This window comes from Luteibacter jiangsuensis (assembly GCF_011742555.1).
Lineage (GTDB): Bacteria > Pseudomonadota > Gammaproteobacteria > Xanthomonadales > Rhodanobacteraceae > Luteibacter > Luteibacter jiangsuensis.
Window position 1 is genome coordinate 17,342 of sequence record NZ_JAAQQR010000005.1, and the last position, 20,547, is coordinate 37,888.

The window sequence follows — 20,547 nt, forward strand, 5'->3', positions numbered from 1 at the left end:
TCTCAACGTGCGCCGACCACTTTATAGGCGGGATCGCGATGGCGATCGAGGTCGCCCACCCTGGTTCCGAGAGCGCGGAGCAGCAAGGCCGACGCCCCGGCGAAGCAGCCCATCAGGACGAAGAAGCCGCCGTGCCCCATCCGGCTCCATAGCGTGCCCAGGCCACCCGCCAGGAGGTTGCCGAAGAAGCCGGCGAAAAACCACGTGGCGATGCTGGTGGCGCGGAAACCCTCCGGCGCCAGACGGCCGAATAGCGCCAGACCCACCGGCAGGATGTGCAGTTCGCCGATGGTGAAGACGACGAACCAGGCGAACACCCACACCCAGCTCACACGCAACCCGTGGCTGTCATGCCATGCCGCCAGCACGCCGAGGACGATGAAGGACGCCGCGACGATGGCCGCGCCGAACGCCATCCGCCGCAACAGCGGTGTTTCCGTGCCGCGTTTCGCCTTGCGCACCCAGTACGCCACCAGGAGCGGCGTGAAGGCGAACACCGCCAGGGAGTTGATCGACTGGAACCAGGTCATCGGGATGGTCCAGGCATCGCCGAGCTGACGGTCGACCCCGGTGTCGATCCACAGCGGCAAGGTGTTGCCGTTCTGCTCGTACGCACCACGGAAGACCACGACGATGGCCGCGATGGTGATGAGGAGCGCGAAGCGCTCGCGCACCGCGCGATCCACCGGACGACGCGCGGACGCGGGAAGCACGCCGCGGCGCGGTTCCGCCGGTAGATAGCGCGCGCCGCCCAGGTAGATGACCAGCGACACCAGCATGCCCACGCCTGCCGCGGCGAAGCCGTAGTGCCAGCCGTACACCTCGCCGAGCGTGCCGCAGACCAGCGGCGCCATGAAGCCGCCGAGATTGATGCCCACGTAATAGATGTTGTACGCGGTCTTGCTGCGCTCGTCGCCGTCGCGATACAGGCCTTCGATCTGGCTGGCCAGGCTGGGAAGGAACAAGCCATTGCCCAGGGCGATCAGGACGAGCGCGGCGAAGAACGCCGGTTCGAAGGTCATCAGGAAATGACCCAGCGCCATCGTCGAGCCGCCGATGATCACAGCATTGCGCTTGCCCAGCCAGCGGTCCGCCACCCAGCCGCCCGCCACCGGCGTGAAATAGGCGAATGCGGCATACGTGCCGTACACCAGCGATGCATAGCCTTGATCCATGACCAGGTGCTTGGTCATGTAATAGACCAGGATCGCCCGCATGCCGTAGAAGGAGAACATCTCCCACATCTCGGTCAGGAAGAGCACGGTCAGGCCACGCGGGTGGCCGAACCAGTTCTTCCCGGCGGGGATCGCGATGTTCATCAAATCGTCTCCCGTCCGTTGCCCCACACCTCGTCGGCACAATCGATCATACCGTCGGCGTAGCGCACGGCGGGATCGCGGTCTTCGCTCAGATAGAGGGGGCCATCGAGGTCGACCACACGGCAATGCTGGCCGACGATGAAGGCCGGCGCCATCGACCACGACGAGCCGGACATGTTGCCCACCATCAGGTCGAAGCCCAGCGCACGACCCCTCTCGACGATCGCCATCGCTTCGGTGAGGCCGCCGCACTTGTCCAGCTTGATGTTGACCACCTGCACCAGGCCGACCATCTTCTCCAGGTCGTGGCGATCCTGCACGCTTTCGTCCGCGGCCAGCGGAATGGGACTGTCCAGGCCGACGAGCCACTCGTCGCGATCCATGGGAAACGGCTGTTCCACGAGTTCGACGCCCGCCTCCTGCAGCGTGGGCAGCAGCGCGAGGAACGAGTCGACGGTGAAGCCCTGGTTGGCATCGACGATGATGCGCACCTCGGGTGCCGCCGCACGCACCGCGCGCACCCGCTCCGCATTGCGCGCATCGTCGGTGAGCTTGAGCTTGAGGGCACGCGCGCCATAAATGAGATCGGCGTTGCTCTTCGCCGCGGCTCGCGCGGCCGCCGACGGCGGTTCCGCCGAGACGAAGCGCCGGGCCACTTCGGCCATGGTTGCCGGCTCGCCGGCTCCGAGGGTAAACGTGGTGGTGAGCGCATGCGGCTTCGCCTGGCCTTCGATCAGCGCCCACACCGGCTTCCCTTCGCGCTTGGCCTCGAGGTCCCATAGCGCGCAATCCACCGCGTTTCGGGCGCCGCCGCGCGGCAGCACATCGAGCAGTTCCTCACGGGAGATGCCCGCTTCGATGCGCTCGCGAGCGCCCTCGATCTGCTCGATCATCGTTCGCGGTACGTCGCCCAGGTAATAAACCCCGAGGCCTTCGCCGATGCCGCGGTGGCCGTGCTCGTCGGTCAGGGTCACGATCACGGCGTCGAACGAGTGGAAGGTGTACCCGGTAATCGCGAAGGGAACCTCCAGCGGCCAGCTCTTGGTCTGGATGGAGAGCGACAGACGCGACGACGCGCTTTCTTTCATGGGGAATTCCGTGGTGGCGTGGGCGGCCATGCTCAGTAGGCCGTGCTGAAGCTGACCAGCCCGAAGGCGACGATGAACCAGCCGAGGTAGAGCGCGGCGAGCGCAAGCAACGTCTCGCCCAGGCGCACCCAGCGACCGCGCCGAGGCGCGCGCCATGTGCCGACTGCGTGCGCGACAACCACCGCCACCGCGAGCAGCGCAAGCACGCCCCACACGTAGAGGACATAGAGCGCCGGCGTGATGCCACCTTGCAGCAGCGGAATGGCGTCGTTCGCGAGCACGTAGGTCAGCAGCGCTGTCCAGCCGAGAATGGTCAGCGCGAGCACCGTGACGGCCAGGCGGGAGAGCCGGCGGAACCGCATGGCAGCTGGCGTGAGCAACAGGGACCGGCGGTAGTGCCGGCGTGTCCAAGCGCCGATCGGCCAGGCCAGCCAGGCGGCGAAAATCATCAGGCTGGACAGTGACAGCCACAGCAGCACCGAGCCGAGCGCTCCCGCGCCACCGATGCGCTGGAAGACCGCGACGGGCACTTCCTCATCGGTGGCGAAGTAACGGATGCTCCCGTCCGTATCGGCGACGAAACGGAGCAAGGTGGTATCGCTCGCGTCGCGATAGAGCAGCGGCGCCACTTCGTGCCAGCGCAGCGGAGCGCCGGCCGCATCGGTGAAGGCACTGACGATGATCGTGTGATCGGGCTGCGGCGACACCGAGGTCTGTCCCAGCAGGTAGAAGAGGCGCAGCGCGCTGTCGTTGCGACGCGTCGACCAGTACCAGCCGGCCACCTTAGCCGCATCGTCGGCCGCGCTCGGCAGCGCGGCCGTGTGTTTGGCCGGCTGCGGATAATAGCGATCCAGGAAACGACGCAGGATCTCCTTGCGCACCACGTGCGCTCCCGCCTCGTTACCGAGGCTGTTGAACGACACGAAGATGCCCACGTGCGCGTCGAGCAGCAGATGCAGGTCGGAGTGGAAGTAGTCGAGGTCGCCCGCGTGACCGACGATGCGCTGGCCATTTCGGTCCTCGTCGTAGAAGCCGAGGTCCATGCCGTTGAGGCCGGGCGCATTGCTGTGCTGCCGCGTCAGCATCTGGCGCACCGTTTCCGGGCGCAGGATCGCCGCGCCGCCGCGACCGCCGCCGTCGAGGTAGGCGAGCATGAAGCGCGCCATGTCCATCGCCGTGCTGCTCAGCCCTCCGGCGGGCGCCGGATTGATCATCTCGAAGGCCTTCGGCACACCATCCGAGGCCGTCTTGTAGCCGATCGCCAGCAACGGCTCGAGTTCGGCCGACACCGGTTGCATGAAGGTGGAGTGGCGCATCCCCAGGGGCTGGAAGATGTGCCGGTCGACGTAGCTTTCGAAGCGTTCGCCGGACACGCGCTGCACGATGTACGCCGCAAGCCCGCAGCCGTAGTTCGAATACGCGGTATACATGCCGGCGTCGTAGATGCGTCGCGGCATGTGCGACTTCAGATAGGCCTCGAGATCGATCCCCGCCGCGGACGCCGGGAACATGCCGCTCGCCGTATCCTCGAACCCGCCGGTGTGGGTCATCAGCTGGCGCAGCGTCACGGGCTTGCCGTCCCGCGGCGGAATGGCGAAGTCGAGGTAGCGATTGATGTCGGCGTCGAGGTCGAGCTTGCCCTGCTCCACCTGCTGCATGACGGCGGTCCAGGTGAACAGCTTGGAGATCGAGCCCGGACGGTAGATCGACATTTCCGGCGAGGGCACCTGGCCGGTGGCGAGGTCGGCGTGGCCGTAGCCGCGTGCCAACAGCACGTCGCCGTCCTTCACCACGCTCACCACGGCGCCGGCGATGTCACCGCGTTCGAGCGCGAACGGGATGAGGCCGTCGAAGAACCGCGACAGGTCGTCGGCATTCAGCTCGGGCGTCGCCGAGGGCGTCGCTGCAGCTACGGCCACCGGTGCGGGGGCCGCGGAACTGGCGGATGCGGGCAGCGACGGGACCTGCGCGTGCGTAACGACGGCGGCGCACGCGAGAGCCAACGCCGTCAGGCGTCTAGCGAAGCGGGACATGGCAACTCCAGGAAGGACGGTGGCCGGGCGAAGGATCAGAAGTCGACGCTCGCGGAGACGCCCACCGTGCGCGGCACGATGTAGCGCGCACTGAACGGCGAAGCTCGGGGATCGAGCGTCTCGGGACCGATCGACGATACGCCGCGCTTGTCGAACACGTTCTTCACGTAAGCCTTGAAGGTGAAGTCGCCGACGTAGACTCCCGCGCGCAGGTCCAGCGTGCTGTAACTGGGGATGGCGAAACGCGGTCCGTCCACCGTCGAGAAATCGGAAACGCGATCGCCAACGTAGCGGTAGCTGCCGCCGACGAAGGCGGACCAGTTCTCGCCGACCGTGAAGTCGTAGTCGATACCGAGGTTCGCGTTCAACTTCGGCACGTACGGCAGCCGGTCGCCCTTGCGGCCGAAGAGTCCGGGCGGCGTATCGGAGGTCAGTTCGGCATGCGTCCACGTGGCATTGGTGGAGAGCACCAGGCCGTTCGCCGCCACATAGTTCCAGCTCGCCTCCAGGCCGTGGCTGCGCGCCTTGCCGCCGTTGCTGAGGAACGACACGCCACCCTCCTGCGCGGCGAGCTGGATATCCTTCCAGTCGATCAGGAAAGCGGCCAGCTCGACGGTGGAGCGCTTGTCCTCCGAACTGCTCTTGAGGCCGAGTTCGTAGTTGACCAGACGATCCTGGTCGAAGGTCTTCGGCGCATCCGTGCCGGGCAGCACCGAGGTGTTCGCGCCGCCGGGACGGAAGCTCGAGGCGATGCGGCCATAGACCATCAGGTTGTCGTTGAACTTGAACGTGGGGTTGACCAGATACGTGGCAGGCTTGTCCGTGCTTTTCAGCGTGAAATCGGCCGTGGGCGCGAGCAGGCCGTAGCTGGTTTCGTGGAACTCGGTGCTGTCGTGGCTGTAGCGTCCGCCCACCGTCACCGCGAAGCGCGATGTGGCATGCCAGGTGATGTCCGCATAACCGGCCCACTCCTTGAAGTTCGCCGGACCGACGGCAACGTGACCGGCGGGCGCCGGCAGCGCGATCGGGGCGCCGGTGGTGGCGTCGAAGACGTTGACGTCCTGCTCGTTGGTGGTGTGCTCACGGGTGAAGAACACACCCGCGCGCCATTCCACCGTCTGATCGGCGGCCGACTGCAGGCGCAGTTCCTGCGTCACCTTGTTCAGGTCCAACGGATTGCTGATTGAATAGGCGCCGTTGTCCAGGCCGAGCAACGGATTGACCAGCGGCCCGTAGGCGAAGGTGGCGTCCGTGTTCGAGCGCTTGTCGAGCTTGCCGTAACTTGTCGACGAAACCAGCGTGGCCCAGCCGAAATCGGCGCTGACGTCGGCGCTGTACAGCCGGTAGCGTACGCCGAACTTGCCGGTGCCTATGGCCTGCGACTGGCGCAGGTCGCCGTAGATCGGCCGTAGCGAGACCGGGTCGATCTGCACGCCGGCGTTGGCCAGTGCGTCGCCGTCGAGGTTCTGCGCCAGGGCGGCGAGCCTTACCGAGACGTTGCTCGATGGGGTCCACAGCAACTGCGCGCGGCCGCCGCGAATCTTGGCATCGTTGGTGTGCTTCTTGCCGTCCGCCACGTTGTCGATGTAACCGGGATCGCGTCGCGCGTACGCGTTCACGCGCAGCGCAAGTTCGTCCTTGACCAGCGGCAGATTGACCATCGCGTGCGTGTCGAAGCCGTCGCCCCCGTGCGATACGCTGCTGCCGCCCACCTGCACGCGACCGGCGAAACGGGTGCTGTCGGGCGGCGTGGTGACAAACTTCACCAGTCCACCGAGCGTGTTCGAACCGTAGAGCGTGCCCTGCGGCCCGCGCAGCACCTCGATGCGGTCCACGTCGTCGGGATCGATGTCGGGTGTCAGTATGGACCCGGCGGCGTACACGGTGCTCGAGCCGAACGGTGTGTCGTCGATATAGGTACCGACGGTGGCATTGGGCGTGTTCGAGCCGGACGTGATACCACGCAGCGTCAGTTGTGTCTGACCGGGGCCCTGGCTGACCGTGTTGAGACCGGGCACCCGGGTCGCGTAATCGGCAAAGCTCTGCGCACTCTCGCGTTCGAGTTGGCCGCCGTTCAACGCGGAGACGGCCATCGGCACGTCCATCACGCGCTCGCTGCGCTTGTTGGCGGTCACGGTAACTGCCGTGAGTTCGGTCGGCTCGTGCGATTTGGCCTGCGGATGAGCCGCAGCCTGCGCTGCATCGCTGCCCTGTGCGGACACCGGAGCATCCTGTGCCGCGGCCAGCACGGGCACGCTCAAGGCCAATGCGATCGCTGCACAGATGGACTTCTGACCGTGGAACGGTTGACGACGGAACATGAATTTCCTCCCCCGAGGCGACGACACCATGAGGTCGCGGTGTCAGTGTTATCACCGTATCATGAATGTGTCAAATGATATCTCGATAACATGCACATGTGCGTAGAGCCCGGGCTGGGGATCATGGAGGCGACGGGAGATCGGGACGGCTCGATCCGGAATTACAGGTGCTCTCTTGAACTCAATCCGTCCAATCAGAACGCCGTGTCCCACCTTTCAGCCCTTCGGAAGAGCTGATGGTTCCAAGCGCGTGTACCTTTCCCGATGCATCGCACACGCGCATTGCACAGGCCTTCGGGTTGGTCGCCGCGGCCTTGTCGTAGTCGCGTAAGCCCGCCTCGCGGATCTCGTGAGGGGTGGGGTTTTGCCGATCCGTGGAAGGGGCGTCGGTTGTGGGCGGGGCCACACAGTACACACACAGCACCTGGTGAACGGCACTGTCGTCGGTCATCTGCACGCTATTGCCTTCGACCGCTTCGCCATCGAGCGTCAACGAGACGGCTTCGTCGGGATGAGCGCGTCGTAACTCGATGTCGTACGTCGAGGACCCGTGTCGATAGGTGACCGAATAGCCGTCCCATGCCGCCGGCACACATGGAACGATGGACAGCCGGCCGTCGACGAGAGAAATACCGAACAGCGATTCGATCAACAGACGATACATCCAGCCCGCCGATCCCGTGTACCACGTCCACCCTCCGCGCCCGACATGCGGCTCGACCGCATAGACGTCTGCCGCAAGCACGTAGGGTTCGACCTTATACGTGGCCATCGAAGCCGCATCTGCCGTATGACTTGACGGGAGGATCATCCGTGCCAGGTCCCACGCGTGCTCGGTTTGGCCCAAGCGAGCGAATGCCATCGCTACCCATACTGCCGCGTGGGTGTACTGGCCGCCGTTCTCGCGCACGCCGGGCAGGTAGCCCTTGATGTAGCCCGGGTCCATTGCCGTCTTGTCGAAGGGCGGGTCGAGGAGCTGGATCAGGCCTGCGTCCGGACGGACGAGGTGCGCGTCGACCGAACGCATGGCTTCGCGCGCACGGCCGTCCGGCGCACCGCCGGAAAGTACCGACCAGCTCTGCGCTACCGCGTCGATGCGGCATTCGTCGTTGGCGGCGGAACCGAGCGGTGTGCCGTCGTCGAACCATGCGCGGAGGTACCACTCGCCGTCCCACGCGTGAGCTTCGACGTTCGCAGCGAGCCGGTTCGCCTCCTCGTCGCAGTGCGCGGCGAACACCGCGTCGCCGCGTCCCGCTGCCAGCGGTGCGAACTCGCGAAGGACGTGCATCAGGAAGAATGCCAGCCACACGCTTTCCCCCTTCCCGCCCTCGCCTATCCGGTTCATCCCATCATTCCAGTCGCCGCCGCCTATCAGCGGCAGCCCGTGCGTTCCGCGCGACATGGCGTGCTCGAGTGCGCGAACGCAGTGTTCGTAAAGCGTTTCTCGCGTGCCCGATACGCGCGGAAGGTCGTAAACGGATTCTTCGCCGGGCCTCAGCGCACGCATCTCGATGTATTCGATCGCTTCATCGAGCACCATGGTGTCGGCGGTCGCGCGTGCATAACGGCTCGCAGCGAGCGGAAGCCAGAGGAAGTCGTCCGAACACGTGGTGCGTACGCCTCTGCCGGAGGGAGGATGCCACCAGTGCTGGACGTCCCCTTCGATGAACTGTCGCCCCGCGCAGGTCAGAAGCTGGGCCCTCGCCACGGTGGGATCCGCGTGCAGCATAGCCATCGAGTCTTGCAGCTGGTCACGGAAACCGATCGCACCGCCGGATTGGTAGTAGCCGCTACGAGCCCAGATCCTGCTCGCGATGGTCTGGTACAGAAGCCAGCCGTTCGCGAAGACGTCGACGGCCGGCTCAGGGCTCCGTACCTGCACCGCACCGAGCAGTTCGCTCCAACGCGCGCGTACCTCGGCCAACTCGCGTGCGGCGGCGCCATCCTGGCGATAGCGTTGCACGAGCTCGCGTGCCTCGGCTTCGCTGTCACCCATGCCAAGCCGGAAGACGAGGTCACGCGATTCGCCAGGTGCAAGGCGGACGCTGACACGCAGCGCGCCACAAGGATCGAGCCCTGCGCCGACCCTGTTGCTCCATCCCTGGCGCCGCAGGGCAAGAGGCGAGGACGCGCGACCGTTCCGGCCGAGGAAGTCGCCGCGGTCACCCCCGATCTCGCGATCGTTGTCGCCGACATCGAAGAATGCGACCCGGCCAGGGAAATCGCCGTTGTATGCGTTTCGCGCGAACAGCGCGCCCGTCGTTGGATCGACGTCGGTCACGATGTGCATGGCATTCTTCTCGCGAATATCGCCGAGCACCCATTCCACGTATCCAGTCGCAGTGAGCAGCAGCTCCTCCGACCCCTTGTTGGTGATGCTGAGCACCTGGAACTTGAGCGGAGCGTCCCGTGCGACGAAGACTTCCAGCCGCGTCGCCACGTCGCGTTCGGCATGCTCGAACACCGAGTATCCGAACCCGTGGCGCGTGGTATAGGCGCCCTCCCCTCGCATGGGCAGGGGCGACGGCGACCACGCATGACCCGTCGCTTCGTCGCGCAGGTACAGGGCCTCGCCACAGGCGTCTTCCACCGGATCGTTCTGCCATGGCGTCAGGCGGCAACCATGGGCGTTGCCCGACCACGTATACGCGCTACCGCTTTCCGAGACGACACTGCCGAAACCGGGGTTCGCCAGCACGTTGCACCACGGGGCCGGCGTGGTGGCGCCCTGCCCCGACGTGATCACGTACTCCGTTCCGTCGGCGGAGAACTCGCCTGTGGCCTGCGTCGCGGCGATCTTCGCCTCGGCGATGCGTGGCAGCCAGCCCGCCGGCTCGGCGATCGCCGGCGCCGGTACCATGCGGTGACGCTCCATCTGCTCCTGCAGGGAGCCAAGCGTGTCCACGACCACGATGCGTGCACTGGCTTCCATGACGAGCCGGTCCTCGTACGACAGAGGCTGCGCTGCCCGGATGTACACACCGCCCGGACGGTCCAGAAGGCTCGCTTCGGCACCCGATGCAAGCAGTCCGATCAGCGCCTCGTGGAGGGCCTGCCGATAGCCGGTGCTGTCTTCGTTCCAGATCACCAGGTCCACGGCCAGTCCGCGCAGTCGCCAGTAGGCGGCGGCGCGGATGAGGTCGCGTGCGATGTCGAGGCGCGCGATGTCGCCAATGCGCAGCAGCACGATGGGCAGGTCGCCCGAGACGGCCTGCCCCCACAGTCCCGACTGGCCGCGCGTATTCGCGGCGATCATCGACGGCGCTGCGCGCATTGCCCGGTTCGCATAGATGATCGAAGTGGCCATATGCTCGAACAGCTGCGCATCCGCGAGCGTCGCATTCGCCTGGCGCAGCGTCACCTGGCTATGCGTCCACGCGAGGTCGAATACGCGATCGGATAGATGGCGATCACGGTATTTTTCGATCAGGCGCATGCATTGGCCACGGTCGTCGCCGACACCCGTGACGAAATCGAGCGTCGCGGTTTGTTCGGGTTCGAGGGTGATGCGCACACGGATGGCGGCAATGGGATCCAGGACCGGGCCCGCCGTGCCGCTGAGCGCGCGGCTTCCCGGAGCGAGCGCGAGGGGATCGGCCGCGCTGCGGCCACGACCGATGAAGCGTGCCCGATCGGTTTCGTAAGAGATCTCGTCGATGTCGGCATCGTGCACCGCCGCGAGATGACACGCCCAAGGCGGCTTTTCTGCGGCCGAGCGACCACGACGCGTGCACAGCAGCGCCTGCATCGATGCGACGATCTCGGTGGTGACGAAGAGCTTGCTGAACGCCGGATGCGCCGTGTCGCTGGCGGCATCGGCAAGCACCAGTTCGGCGTAACTGGTGAGTTCGACGGTGCGTCGGGTCTTGTGGCGGTTCGTGATACGCGTACGGCGAAGTTCGATGTCGTCTTCCGGTGAAACCACGATCTCGGTATGCGTTTCGAACGCGCGCTGACGAACACGGAATTCGGCGCGCGACTCGGCGAAGATGGCCTCGAAACTGTCCGTTTCCCGCATCGTCGGCTGATAGGTGGTGCTCCAGACCTCGTCGTTCGATGGGTCGCGCAGGTAACAGAACATGCCGTGGTTGTCCCGCGTGATGTCCTCTCGCCAGCGTGTCACCGCCATGGCGTCGCGGCGGCTGTAACCGCCACCGGCACTGCTTACCATCACGTGGTAGCGGCCGTTGGAAAGCAGCTGCACGGCCGGCCGGGGACGATTCGGATCGGTGAACAGGCGGAGTTGCGACTCGGCTCCCGTCGCCTGTTGCGTACTGTCTCCCATGCCGGTATGCCGGAGGTATTCGCTCGAGGAAAGGGGGAGCCTCTCCTGCAGCAGAAGACTCGTGGCCATTACGTTGGGGTCGGCTTCGAACCGGCGCTGCATCGGCTTGTCGAGCAGCGCGTGCCCTATGGCCAGCAGCGACATCCCCTGATGGTGAGACATGTACGACTGCACGATCGCCGAGTCCTGTCCAGGCCGCAGACGCGACGGCGTGTAGTCGAGCGCTTCATACAGGCCGTAACGGCCCGCCATGCCTGCCTCGCTGAGGCGCCGCAGATTGGCGGTGGCCGCCGCAGGCGACACCATCAGCGCGAGCGCCGTAGCGTACGGTGCGACGACCAGATCGTCGCCCAGACCGCGTTTCAGACCGAGGCCGGGCACACCGAACGCCCGGTACTGGTAAGTCATGCTCGCATCGACGGCGTGGTATCCCGATTCGGAAACGCCCCAGGGCACGCCACGTTGCTTGCCATAGTCGATCTGCCGCGCGACTGCGTTGCGCAGGGTCTCGTCGAGGAGGCTTCCCTCGTAGGTCGGCATCACCAGCATCGGCATCAGGTATTCGAACATCGAGCCCGTCCACGACAGCAGCACCGGCAGGCCGTGCGCTCTCGTCAGAAGACGACCGAGCGAAAACCAGCTTTCCTGCAAGACCTGTCCCTGCGCGATCGCAACGAACGTCGTCAGGCGCGCCTCCGACGCAAGCAGGTCGTAGAAGGACACGTCGAGCACATGCCGTTCGAGGTCATAGCCGATCGAGAACAGCCGCCGATGCTCGTCGTACATGAAAGCCTGGTCCATCACCGAGAGGTGCCCCACGATCGCCGCGGCGTCCTTCAGTACGGCGATCCGCGAACGGGCACACTCACCGCGCGCCGTGCCGGTCTCCGCGGCGAGTTCGGCCAATGAAGGGAGCGATGGCGTACCCGTTACATTCCCGCTCCAGCATGTCGCCTCGGCCATCAGGTCGTCGCACTGCGCCACGAGCCGTCCCAGCCAGAAGGCCGCATCATCGGACGGCTCATGCGTCAGCCCGGCGCGCAGCGCTTCCGCACGAACGCGCTGCTCCTCCGCGAATGCCAGCACTTCGCCCAAGGACGCGGGTGGCGCATCCGCCGCGCTGGTGAGTACCTGGGCCCAGACACGCCATTCGGGGGGTGGCGCGGTCGTCAGCGAATCAGCCAGGACGTCCAGCGTGTCGCGCAGGCCGGCGATCGATTCGCGCCGGAATACGGGATCGTCCACCAATCCGAGCAGCCCTTGCCTCAACGTCATGAGGTGGCCGGCCAGATTGCCGCTATCGACACTGGACACGTAGCGCGGATGCAGGGGCTGCAGCGTTTCAGTGTCGTACCAGTTCAGAAAGTGGCCGCGGTACCGTTCCAGCCGGCCAAGCGTGGCAAGCGTCGCCGCCGTGCGCTCGAGGAGGCGGCCGGTACCGAGATAACCGAAGTCGTAGGCGGCGAAACCGGCCAACAGCCCCAGGCCGATATTGGTGGGGGATGTCCGTCTCGCCAAGCGGGGCTGCGGCACCATCTGCAGGTTGTCGGGCGGTAGTCCGTGATCGTCGGGGCCGCCGTGCACTTCGAAGAACCCCCATGTGCGCCGCGCAAGCTTCCGCAGGAAGGCTAGATCGCCCTCGTTGGGGACGAAACGGCGGCTCGTCGGAGCGCGGCTGACCCACCACGCGATCACCGGCGAGGTCGCCCAGAGCACCAGCCAGGGTGATGCCACGACGATGGCGAGCGGGCGCGCGAAAGCGAGGAGCGCGAACACCGCGAGAGCCGACGCCGGACCGGGCCACATGGCAGCCCACGGCACTCGATGTCGATGGCGTCCCTGCTTCGACACGAGGCCCGACGAGCGCCATTCGAGAAGGTGTCGGCGGCTGACGGCGATACGCCAGACGGAACGGACCATCGCATCCAGCCCCGAGTACGCATCGTGGGGCAGTGACGCGATCGCGATCGCGAGCCGCGCCGCATGCGCGCCCGACGCGGCCAGCGCGACGTGACCCTGCTGGCGCCAGTCGATGTCGCGAGGTTTGCGAACGGCCTCCATGAACGCCTGCAGGAGAATGGGGAGCAGCGCCATGGATAGGACGGCCAGCGTCCAGGTCACGAGCGGCGTCATCGCGAGCCAGCCGACGACCAGCAGAAGCCACGTGGCAGCGGGCACGAGACTGCGGCGCAGGTTGTCGAAAATCTTCCATCGGGACAGGCTGCTGAGATCGTTGCGCCGCCACTTCCCGGCAGCCGGCACCATCGGGAGCAACCACGGCAGGAGTTGCCAGTCACCTCGCATCCAGCGATGACGGCGCTGGCTCTCGTCGAGGTAGCGGTCCGGCGTGCCTTCGAAGACGAGCACGTCGGTGAGCAACGCGGAACGGGCCACGCACCCCTCGATCAGGTCGTGGCTGAGCACGCGCTCCGGGCGGAATCGGTCGGCCATCGCATGCTCGAAGGCATCGATGTCGTAGATACCCTTTCCGATGAAGGAGCCTTCGTGGAAGAGGTCTTGATACACGTCCGACGTGGCTCGCGTATACGGATCGACACCCGCATCCGCGCCATAGAGGCGCGCGTGCAGCGACCGTGCCTGCGCCGGCAGCGCGATGCCGATGCGCGGCTGCATGATGCCGTAGCCCGAGGTGACCAGGGTATGCGCGGCATCGAAGACGGGCCGGTTCAGCGGATGGTCCATGGCGCCGACCAGCAGATGCGCCGCATCGCGCGGGAGATGCGTGTCGGTGTCCAGCGTGATCACGTAACGGATGTGCGGAAGGTGCTCGAGACGTCCCACCACGAGCTGGAAACGGCTCCGCCCCTGGCCTCGCAACAACGCGTTCAGCGCCGCGAGCTTGCCCCGCTTGCGATCCGCGCCGATCCAGCACTGCTCGGTGTCGCTCCATTCCCTCGGCCTGTGAAACAGGAAAAACAGGTCCGGGCCACCGGAAGCGTATCGCGCGTTGAGCGCGTCCACGCGATCGTGTGCGCGCTGGAGAATCGCCGGATCGCCGGGCAATGACGGGGTCACGGCGTCGGTGAAGTCGGTAAGGAGCGCGAATCGCAGGCAGGCATCGCGATTTGCGAGAAACCTGATCTCGAGCGCATCCACCAGCTCGTCGACATCGCCCGGATTGCCAAGCAACGTCGGTACAACCACCATGGTGCTCGCCTCGATCGGGATGCCTTTGCTGTAGTCCATGCGTGGGAGCCGATCGGGACGCGTCAGCACCGTAGCCGCGAGGTTCAGCAGCCCGAGTGCGAATTGGCTTGCGAGTATCGCGGCGGCGAGAACCAGGATGACGATCAGCACCGGATTGAAATGCTCGAGCGAACCGCTGCCCAACAGGACTGTCGTCAGGGCGAGCGTCAGGCCGACGAAGAGCGCCATGGACAAGCCAAAGGTCGACCTCGACACCGCAGTGCCGTCGCGGTCCGTACGCGAGCTGCGGATTCCAAGCCTTCGCCGCAATGCTGGCAGGCCATTGCCGTGGAGGTGGTAGCCGACATGCGAGGACAGTCCCTGCCCGGCCAGGCTCGCGTCGAGCACGGCACGCGCCACGTGCACCTCGTCGAGCCCATTCTTTCGGGCGAGGCGCTCGATCCGATGGCGATAGTCGTCACGGCTGGCGAAATCCATGCGTCCATAGACGCCAGCCGGATCTTCCCGCAAGGCAGCGTCGACGAGGCTCGTCCGTTCGACGAGCGCCTGCCAGTCGATCATCGCGAGGGCGCGCAGGCTGCCGATGCTATTGCTCATCGACACCTGCTGCGCGGCCTGCTGCTGTGACTCCATCTGAACCAGGTAATCGATGCTTTGCCCCGATTCCGCGAGGCGTTGCTCGACCCAGCTCAACGGCATCGCGAGCGCCGGTCCCTGCCCCTGCAGCCGCCGCACAAGCTCGGCCACGAACGGCGCGGTCATCACCGGAGCCGACCGGGCCATGTCGGCCACGACGAGCACCACGTTTTTCGCGTCTTCCGCCGCCATCCGTGTCATCGCGTTCGCCCATCGCGCGGCGCGCCTGCGACCTGCGCGATCATGGGTCAGGCGAACGGCGATGCGGCGCAGGTTTTCGATCAGGGCCATGCGCAACATGATCGGCACGGCCCAGAGCTCGCCGAGGCTCAGCGGCGTTACGGACTGGTAGCTCGTGAGGAATCGAGCAAGCCCGCTTTCGTCGACGCGGCCGTCGCCGTGGGCGATGACCTCCAGAGCGGCATCATAGACGCGAGGCAGGCCTTTGGACGGTCCGTCGTCGAGCTGAACGAGCTCGCGGCTGTAGCCGTCCGGAAAATCCCGTTTCGCGGTGTCGATCTGCTCCTCGACGAGGTAAAGATTGTCCAGGAGCCAGACACCTGCGGGTGTGGTCGCCTCACCCTGCCTGCTCGCCGACATCAAGCCGCGACAGGCTTCCAATATGATCCGTTCATTGTCGGCAAGCCTGGGCACCAGCCATTCGGGCGTCCTTTTCGACGCGACGTGGTGACGATGTGCAAGAAAAGGGCCGTGCGCTTCCAGTTGATCCGCGTTGAACAGTTCCGCTCTGATCAGGGGCTCGCGCTCGACGTCTGCCGATAGGCCTTGGCCACGTCTGCCGAGTCCGATCAACTTCTTGCCAGTAGGGCGGCTGACGGGCTCATCGATGCATCCTGTTGTGGGTGTAACAGCGCCCGGAAGCAGAATCGTGTCACAGGGGGCGTTATGCAGATGCGAGACGTCGTGCACACGTCCATCACGGGAGTGCAACGGAGAACCACGACGTTCTTACGCCCCAACTTCCCCCGGCCGCCGCAAGGCCGAGCGGGTACCATCGCAAGCCACCCTTTCTAAATTTAGAAACCTGTTTCCATTATGTGTCTGTTCTAATTCATTTTTGGAAACCACAGACTGATCTCCACAGGGCATTCCCCAGTAACGGAGGTCACGATGAAGTACAAGACACTCGGCAACACCGGTCTTCTCGTCTCGCAGCTCTGCCTCGGGACGATGACGTTCAGCGACGGCACCGGTGTTTACAAGCACATCGGTAATGTCGGCCAGGACGATGCGGACCGGCTCGTAAAGGCCAGCTTCGACGCCGGCATCAACTTCTTCGACACCGCCGACGTCTACTCGGCCGGCGCCAGCGAGCGCACGCTCGGGCAGTCGTTCCGCAACCTCGGCATCGCACGATCGGACGTGGTGCTGGCCACGAAGGTCTACAGCCGCATGGGCCAGGGCCGTAACGACGTCGGCGCGTCGCGCGGTCACATCATGGATGCGGTGGAGGCAAGCCTGAAGCGCTTGCAGACCGATCACATCGACCTGTACCAGATCCACGCCACCGACGTCCTTACGCCCATGGAGGAAACCTTGCGTGCGCTGGACGATCTGGTGCGCCAAGGCAAGGTCCGCTACGTCGGCGTGTCCAACTGGCAGGCATGGCGTATCGCTACCGCGCTCGGCCTCTCGGCGCGGCTGAATATCTCGCGCTTCCAGACCGTGCAGGCTTATTACTCGATCGCAGGTCGCGACGTGGAGCGCGAGATCGCCCCGCTGCTGCAGTCGGAGAAGATGGGCCTGCTGGTGTGGAGCCCGCTGGCTGGCGGTCTGCTGTCGGGCAAGTTCAGCCGTGAGAATCAGTCGCCTGAAGGCTCGCGCCGCTCCGGTTTCGACTTCCCCATCGTGGACAAGGAGCGCGCCTGGGACGTGATCGACGTGCTGCGCCCCATTGCCGAAGCGCACGGCTGTACACCCGCCCGCGTAGCCCTCGCCTGGCTGCTCTCGAAGCCTGTCGTCACTTCCGTGCTTGTGGGTGCCAAACGACTCGACCAGCTGGAAGACAACCTCGCCGCCATCGACCTGACGCTGAGCGAGGACGAGATCCGCCAGCTCGACGCCGTCAGCGAGCTTCCAGCCGAGTATCCGGGCTGGATGCTGGAAACCCAGGGCGCCGACCGTCTGGGCCCGGTGGATCTCTGGCAGAGCCGGACCACGTCCTGATTCGAGATCGAGGATCAAGCACATGACACATCGTCTGCAAAACAAAGTGGCCGTCGTCACGGGCGCCTCGAAGGGCCTGGGTGCCGCCATCGCACAGCAGTTCGCGGCCGAAGGCGCCTCCGTGGTCGTCAACTACGCCAGCAGCAAGACAGCCGCGGATGCCTTGGTCGCGAACATCGTGAGCGCTGGCGGAAAGGCCGTCGCCGTCAAGGCCGACATGAGCAAGCCGAGCGAGGTCGAGGCGTTGTTCACCGAAGCGGCCCGTGTTTACGGCCGTGTCGACATCCTGGTCAACAACGCCGGCGTTTACGACTTCCAGCCCGTCGGCAACACCACGCTGGAGCTCTTCCGCCGGCACATGGAACTGAACGTGTTCGGCTACCTGCTGGCGGTGAGGGAAGCCCTGAAGGTGATGCCGGATGGCGGCAGCATCGTGAACATGAGTTCCACGGTGACGCTGTTCGGGCCGGACAACGCGTCGATCTACACTGCTACCAAGGGCGCCATCGACGGACTGACGCGCGCCCTCGCCACCGAGCTTGCGCCGCGCCGGATACGCGTCAACGCGATAAAGCCCGGCGTGGTCGAGACCGAAGGTGTGGAAGCAGGCGGCTTTGGCGAGGGATCGGATTTCGCCGCCATGATCACCGCCAGGACCCCGCTCGGACGCCTGGGCAAGCCCTCCGATATCGCGCCTGCCGCGGTCTACCTCGCATCCGACGAATCGAGCTGGACGACCGGAGAGTTCCTGGTGCTTGCCGGCGGTCACCGCTGATCTGCAGAGGGAGAGCAACATGACGACGACTAACGAACGGACCGCCGGACAGGTAGTCCAGTCCTACCTCGATACGTTCTTCAGCAAGGATCTCGAAAAGACGCTCGCCTGCCTCACCGACGACGTGGTGTGGAAGGTCCAGGGTGCGCCGGATGTGCCCACGATCGGCGTACGCAAGGGCAAGGATGCCGTTCGCGAATGGATGGCGCTGTTCCCGCCGAACTTCGTGCCGCTCGATTTCCAGGTGGAACGCATCTACGAAAGCGGCGACCAGGCGGTGCTGACAGGTCATTTCACGCACCGGATCGTGAGCACGGGAAAAAACTTCAGCAGCGACTTCGCGGTGATCTGCACCGTGCGCGACGGCAAGATCGCTGCGTACAACTTCATCGAGGACTCTTACGGACTCTGGCGCGCATTCCAGCCTGGCTGAAGCCAGGCTCAGCCGGCCAGATCGCGGTTCGTTTTTACCACGTGGTCCGCAAGGAACTCGCTTACCGCACGGACGCGGGCGGACGCGACCAGGTCGGCGTGGGTCACCAGCCACACCTCGTTGCTGAAGAGTTCTTCCGGCGGCACCACACGCACGAAATCGTCGCCCGTCGCCAGGAAGTCCGGAATCACGGCCAATCCCAGGCCGGCTCGCACGGCCGCGATCTGTGTCGGGAGGCTCGTCGTCACCAATGCCACCTTGCAACCGGGGTGGGTCTGCGCAAGCCAGTTCGCGGCCGGCAAGTGGGCGTGACTCTCGTCCCAGGTGATGATGTGACGCCCTTCGAGCGGTTCTCCGGGAATGGCCGGATGGGCGTCGAGGTAGTCGCGGCTGCCATAGACCGAGTAGGTCATGTGCCCTACCCGCCTTACCTTCAGATTGCCGCGCTCCGGCCGCACGACACGGAGCGCGATGTCCGCCTCGCGCCGGCTGAGGTTCGCGGTGGTGTTGCTGGTGATGAGCTCGAGGCAGATGCCCGGGAACCGCTCGCGGAACACCGGCAGCGCCGGAATGATGAGATCGGTGGCCAGATTTTCCGAAGTGGCCACACGGACGGTGCCGGTCGGCGTCTTGTCGAGGCCGGCGGCACCGCGTTCCAGCGCGAGGATGCCGTCCTCCACCACCTCCGCGTGCCTGAGCACTTCGCGCCCTTCATCGGTGAGGAAATACCCGGTCGCATGCCGGGCGAACAGCGTCATGCCGACGCTGGCTTCCAGCTCACCGATGCGTCGGCTGACCGTGGACTGGCTGACACCCATCGCGGCGGCCGTCTGCGTGAGGCTGCCGGATCGGGCCACGGAGAGGAAGAAGCGGAGGTCGTTCCAGTCCATCGCGATCAATTGCCACCTAGTTGTATCTTCCCCTGGCATCCAGGGGAATGATCATGAAAAAGGGATTGGCGGCGATCATAGCAATGGCATGGATTGCCGTCGTATCCGCATCCGGCGTGACTGATTGGACATCGAAGGCCGATGCCATCGTCGACTCGATACCGGCGGATGGTCCGGGCGCCTGCGTGGCCGTGATGAAGGGTGGCAGGCTCATCTACTCCGCCTCGCGCGGCCTGTCGAGCGTCGAGCTCAACGTGGCGCTCGCCCCTGCCAGTCGATTTCGTATCGGCTCACTGACGAAGACCGTGACGGCAGCGGCCATCCTGAAGCTCCAGGCCGATGGCCGCCTGGCACTCGATGATTCCATTGCCAAGTGGCTTCCAGGCTTTCCAGGTTCCGCTGGCATCACGGTCCACGAGCTTCTGAACCATACGTCCGGCGTCAGTGACGCGTGGGATGCCCCACTTGCCGAGCCGCTCGATACGGCCCATCGGCTGGCACTGATCGGAAAGGCAGGAACCGATTTTCCCCCTGGCACGGACTGGCGCTACAGCAATTCGGGTTACATGGTGCTTGGCGCCATCCTTGAAAAGATTACCGGCCTCAGCTGGTCGAATGCGGAGCGAAAACTCGTGCTCGAACCGCTCGGTATCGATGCGATCGGATTTCACGACGATGCGACCGTCGTGCCCGGCATGGCATCCGGGTATTCGACGACCGCCGCCGATGTTGTGGCCAAGCCGCCGTTGTACAGCATCACCGGCCCTGGGGCCGCCGGCGCGTTGGATAGCGATGCGGGAAGTGTCGCCATGCTCCTCCATCGGTTGGCAACCGGCCCCGCACCGTGGCCGGCCATCTTCCGATCGATGGCGACCGGGGCTCGTCTGGGCCCGCATGAACTCCCTTATGGCCTGGGAACCATCCCGGGCGATCTCCACGGCGTCGCCATCGTGGAGCACTCCGGGGGCATCGAAGGCTACTCGGCTTACTATGTCTACGCGCCAGGCCAGGATGTCGCCGTCGCGGTGCTCGAGAATTCGGATGCACCCAAGGTCGCCGCCAGATCGCTTGCCCGGCGTATTGCTGCGCTGGCACTCGGCGTCCCCTACCGGACGTTCGAACCGGCTGCCTGGAAACCGGAGGCTATCAACGCGCTTGCCGGTGCCTACGTCATAGACGGTGATAGCCGCCACGTGATCGCCGTCCGCAACGGTGTCCCGTGGATACGTCGCGATACTGGCCCGGAAAAACGGCTAGTCCCGTCTGCGGGCAACGTGCTGATCTACGCGAACGACGGAACGGATTTCATCGAGCCTGTTTTGAATGAACGGGGCGCGGTCATCGCGTTGAAGTTCCATGCCGACGGTCAACCGTCGGCGCGGGTCGAAAAGAGGGTGCCATAATTTCTCAAC

The 20,547-nt window shown here is 65.3% G+C and carries 10 protein-coding genes; 4 read left to right on the forward strand and 6 right to left on the reverse strand.

The window, feature by feature from the left end; all coding sequences use genetic code 11:
- Nucleotides 1–2 precede the first annotated feature (2 nt).
- The 5 genes from HBF26_RS12155 to HBF26_RS12175 form a co-directional block, all read right to left on the reverse strand.
- Nucleotides 3–1,319, reverse strand: a complete 1,317-nt coding sequence (locus tag HBF26_RS12155; RefSeq protein WP_167126635.1) for a peptide MFS transporter — start codon at nucleotides 1,317–1,319, stop codon at nucleotides 3–5.
- Nucleotides 1,319–2,407 carry a dipeptide epimerase gene (locus HBF26_RS12160; protein WP_167126638.1) on the reverse strand — a complete coding sequence of 363 codons (1,089 nt, stop codon included), beginning with the start codon at nucleotides 2,405–2,407 and terminating at the stop codon, nucleotides 1,319–1,321. The genes HBF26_RS12155 and HBF26_RS12160 overlap by 1 nt, the downstream gene beginning before the upstream one ends.
- Before the next feature lie 32 nt (nucleotides 2,408–2,439).
- The gene (locus HBF26_RS12165; protein ID WP_167126641.1) at nucleotides 2,440–4,440 is read right to left on the reverse strand and encodes a serine hydrolase domain-containing protein; all 2,001 of its coding nucleotides are present in this window, start codon (nucleotides 4,438–4,440) and stop codon (nucleotides 2,440–2,442) included.
- Between the two features lie 35 nt (nucleotides 4,441–4,475).
- Complete coding sequence (locus tag HBF26_RS12170; RefSeq protein WP_167126644.1) at nucleotides 4,476–6,761, reverse strand: TonB-dependent receptor; 2,286 nt, start codon at nucleotides 6,759–6,761, stop codon at nucleotides 4,476–4,478.
- Between the two features lie 181 nt (nucleotides 6,762–6,942).
- A complete protein-coding gene (locus HBF26_RS12175) occupies nucleotides 6,943–15,450 on the reverse strand; it encodes a GH36-type glycosyl hydrolase domain-containing protein (RefSeq protein ID WP_240151327.1) in 8,508 nt (2,835 codons plus the stop codon).
- A gap of 531 nt (nucleotides 15,451–15,981) precedes the next feature.
- Here HBF26_RS12175 and HBF26_RS12180 point away from each other — a divergent pair.
- From HBF26_RS12180 to HBF26_RS12190, 3 genes are read left to right on the forward strand one after another with little or no spacing between them, the layout of a single operon-like run.
- A complete protein-coding gene (locus tag HBF26_RS12180) occupies nucleotides 15,982–17,037 on the forward strand; it encodes an aldo/keto reductase (protein ID WP_167126647.1) in 1,056 nt (351 codons plus the stop codon).
- 22 nt (nucleotides 17,038–17,059) lie between these two features.
- Nucleotides 17,060–17,812 (forward strand): SDR family NAD(P)-dependent oxidoreductase, encoded by a 753-nt coding sequence (locus HBF26_RS12185; RefSeq protein WP_167126650.1) that lies wholly within the window; start codon nucleotides 17,060–17,062, stop codon nucleotides 17,810–17,812.
- A 19-nt stretch (nucleotides 17,813–17,831) separates the two neighbouring features.
- A complete protein-coding gene (locus HBF26_RS12190; RefSeq protein WP_167126654.1) occupies nucleotides 17,832–18,245 on the forward strand; it encodes a nuclear transport factor 2 family protein in 414 nt (137 codons plus the stop codon).
- 8 nt (nucleotides 18,246–18,253) lie between these two features.
- Here the strand turns inward: HBF26_RS12190 and HBF26_RS12195 are convergent, their stop codons facing one another.
- Nucleotides 18,254–19,135 (reverse strand): LysR family transcriptional regulator, encoded by an 882-nt coding sequence (locus HBF26_RS12195; protein ID WP_167126656.1) that lies wholly within the window; start codon nucleotides 19,133–19,135, stop codon nucleotides 18,254–18,256.
- Between the two features lie 53 nt (nucleotides 19,136–19,188).
- Between HBF26_RS12195 and HBF26_RS12200 the strand changes: the two genes are divergently transcribed.
- The gene (locus HBF26_RS12200; protein WP_167126659.1) at nucleotides 19,189–20,538 is read left to right on the forward strand and encodes a serine hydrolase domain-containing protein; all 1,350 of its coding nucleotides are present in this window, start codon (nucleotides 19,189–19,191) and stop codon (nucleotides 20,536–20,538) included.
- Nucleotides 20,539–20,547 lie beyond the last annotated feature (9 nt).